The 2,976-nt window shown below is 54.1% G+C and carries 3 protein-coding genes; all 3 read left to right on the plus strand.

Annotation, left to right across the window (positions count from 1 at the left end; all coding sequences use genetic code 11):
• Positions 1 to 350: DHHA1 domain-containing protein (locus ACI3UA_RS03525; protein ID WP_439723449.1), on the plus strand; the 350-nt coding region annotated here is incomplete at its 5' end.
• A gap of 199 nt (positions 351 to 549) precedes the next feature.
• A complete protein-coding gene (locus ACI3UA_RS03530; protein WP_439723450.1) occupies positions 550 to 1,944 on the plus strand; it encodes an MFS transporter in 1,395 nt (464 codons plus the stop codon).
• A 183-nt stretch (positions 1,945 to 2,127) separates the two neighbouring features.
• On the plus strand, positions 2,128 to 2,925 hold the full coding sequence (gene mtnP, locus ACI3UA_RS03535; RefSeq protein ID WP_439723451.1) for an S-methyl-5'-thioadenosine phosphorylase: 798 nt from the start codon (positions 2,128 to 2,130) through the stop codon (positions 2,923 to 2,925).
• Positions 2,926 to 2,976 lie beyond the last annotated feature (51 nt).

Consider the following 2,976-nt stretch of genomic DNA (forward strand, 5'->3'; position numbering starts at 1 on the left):
AGGTACAGTCCGTGGGCGCTTTCAGCGTGATTGCCGCCCAGGTAGCTGCCAATGATATGGATGATCTGCGCAGCATGGCAGATATGACCTGTGACAAGCTGGATACCGGCGTGGTTGTGCTGGCGGCTGTCAATGAGGCAGAGGGCAAGGTAAGCCTTGTAGTGAAGGCTTCCAAGGCGGCTGTGGCTGCCGGTGCCCATGCTGGCAAGGTAATCAAGGAAGCTGCCAAGCTGGTTGGCGGCGGCGGCGGCGGCCGTCCTGATATGGCCCAGGCCGGCGGCAAGAATCCTGCCGGTGTGGCTGATGCCCTTGCCAAGGCTGTGGAGATTTTGGCTTCCCAGAGCAAATAATCTTCTGACAGCACGGTTTACGTGATTGGCAGGCTTTGCGTTACTTGGGTTATTTGCGCCAGTTGCGTTATTCTCGCTGTTTAAGCCATTGGAGTTATTTGCGCTGTTGGCATGTTGTCCGTAGCAAATAATCCTTAAAGGTGTAGAAAATCACTCCTTGATGGTGTACAATATTGGTATACCGAGGGGAGTGATTTTTTTGCGTGAAGATAACAATCCGTCTGCCGGGGAGATTTTGGAGCCTGGAACGGCCAGACGCCTTTTTCTGGCTGTTATGATAACGTCCTTTATCGGGCCCTTTGGAACCTCCGGCATGAATGTGGCAGTGCCGGCCATCGGACAGGAATTTGGCGCCACGGCCAACGCCCTCAGCTGGGTGGTGTTCGGCTTTTTGCTGGGCTCTGCCATGTTTATTCTGCCTACGGGCAAGCTGGCGGATATCTTTGGCAGGCGCAGGGTGTATTACATCGGGCAATGGCTGTTTTCCCTGACCTTTCTGGCAGGAGCTTTTGCCACCTCCATAGAGATGCTGAATGTTATCCGCTTTATTGAGGGCAGTGTCATGTCTCTTATTTTCGGGCCGGGCATGGCGCTTCTGGTATCCTCCCATCCGCCTACGGAGCGGGGGAAGGTCATCGGCTATTCAGCCGCCTCCACCTACAGCGGCTTGTCGCTGGGGCCTGTTATCAGCGGTTTTCTCTGTGAGCTTATCGGCTGGCGCAGTATTTTTTTGGCAACTGCGGCGGTGGTGCTCATCAGCGTCTGGCTGGTCAGCGGCATCCATCAGGAATGGTACGGCGACAAGGGCGCGAAATTCGATTTCAAGGGCAGCCTGTGCTATACGGTGGCTGCACCGCTGCTTTTGTACGGGCTGGCGGAGATTAATACCAGTGATATTGGCAAGGTTATGCTGGCGCTGGGCGTGCTGGGCATGCTGCTTTTTGCCCTGATTGAGTACAGGAGCGGGCATCCCTGCCTGGATATCAGGATTTTTCAGGGCAACAGGGTGTTCACTTTCAGCAATCTGGCGGCCATGCTCCATTACAGTGCCACCTTTGCCATCAGCTTTCTGATGTCTTTGTATCTGCAGATTATTTTGGGCTTTTCCGCTTCCGCGGCAGGGGGGATTATCCTGCTGCAGCCTGTGGTGATGGCGCTGCTTTCGCCCAAGGCGGGGGCGCTGTCGGACAGGATACATCCGGGCAAGGTGGCTTCCGTGGGCATGGCGATTACCTGCCTGGGGCTTTTGCTGATGTCATTTCTGGATGCTGAAACGCCTATCTGGCATACGGGGCTGATTCTCATGCTGGTGGGGCTGGGCTTTGCCCTGTTTTCCTCGCCAAACAACAATGCCATTATGGGGGCGGTGCCGCCCAAATACTACGGCACTACCTCCTCGCTGGTGTCCACCATGCGGCTCTTTGGGCAGTCCATTTCCATGGCATTGGTGACTATGCTGCTGGCATGGTGCGGCGTGCAGTCCCTGACCGGCGGCGACAATGTTCATCTGCAGTCTGCTATTCAGGTGACATTCAGGGTGTTCTGCCTGCTGAGCTTTATCGGTATTGGCATGTCGTTGGCGAGAAATAAATGAAATGACATTTAGTCATGAACATACGGGATGAGGGCGCATATATCCACGAAAACCCAATTGTGCCTCGCGTTACAAGGGGGCTTTGGATATATGCTTCCCCATCCTTGCATCTGCATTATTGTGAAAGGTATTTCATTCATTTCTTAGGGGAAGTAGTTTGAATAAGGAATAGGAGGAGATTTTATGGTAAAGATAGCGGTTATTGGCGGTTCCGGGGTTTATGACCCTGACATGCTGGAAAATGTACGCAAGGAAAAGGTGGAAACCCCTTATGGCGAGGTGGAGCTGCAGGTTGGCACCTATGCAGGCAAGGAAGTGGCGTTTTTGGCGCGGCATGGCAGCAAGCATTCTATTGCCCCTCACAAGATTAACTACCGTGCCAATATTTATGCCCTGAAAAAGCTGGGTGTGCGGAAGATTATTTCCACTACGGCGGTAGGCTCACTGAACAAGGCCATGCAGCTGGGGGATTTTGTACTGCCGAATCAGTTCCTTGATTTTACCAAGAACCGGGTATGTACCTTTTATGAGGGAGGCCAGCGTGGCGTAGTTCATGTGGATGTGACGGACCCTTACTGTCCTGACCTGCGCAGAAAAATCACGGATATTGGCAAGCGGCTGGGGATTCACGTCATCAATGGGGGCATCTATGTCTGCACTGATGGCCCTCGCTATGAAACCCCTGCGGAAATCAGGATGTTCTCAATGCTGGGCGGCGATTTAGTGGGCATGACCAATGTGCCGGAGGTGACGCTGGCCCAGGAGGCGGAGATGTGCTATGCCACCATCTCCATGGTTACTAATATGGCCGCCGGTATTTCCGAAACCAAGCTGACCCATCAGGAGGTCATGGATGCCATGGCGGCCAACAGCGACAATTTCCGCAGGCTGATTATGACCCTGCTGGCGGAGCTGGATGCTGACGAGGACAGCTGTGACTGTGCCCATGTGCTGGCAGGTGTGGGCGGCTTTAAGCTGTAAGGAAAATCAATGGCGGAAGACAGGGCATCGGGCGTCTGCCATGCACGGCGT

The organism is Anaerovibrio sp. (genome assembly GCF_051866355.1).
Classification (GTDB): domain Bacteria; phylum Bacillota; class Negativicutes; order Selenomonadales; family Selenomonadaceae; genus Anaerovibrio.

What these genes read in the sequence shown, in the direction of transcription:
- mtnP (WP_439723451.1), top strand. Translation starts at nt 2,128, where the DNA reads ATGGTAAAGATAGCGGTTATTGGCGGTTCCGGGGTTTATGACCCTGAC.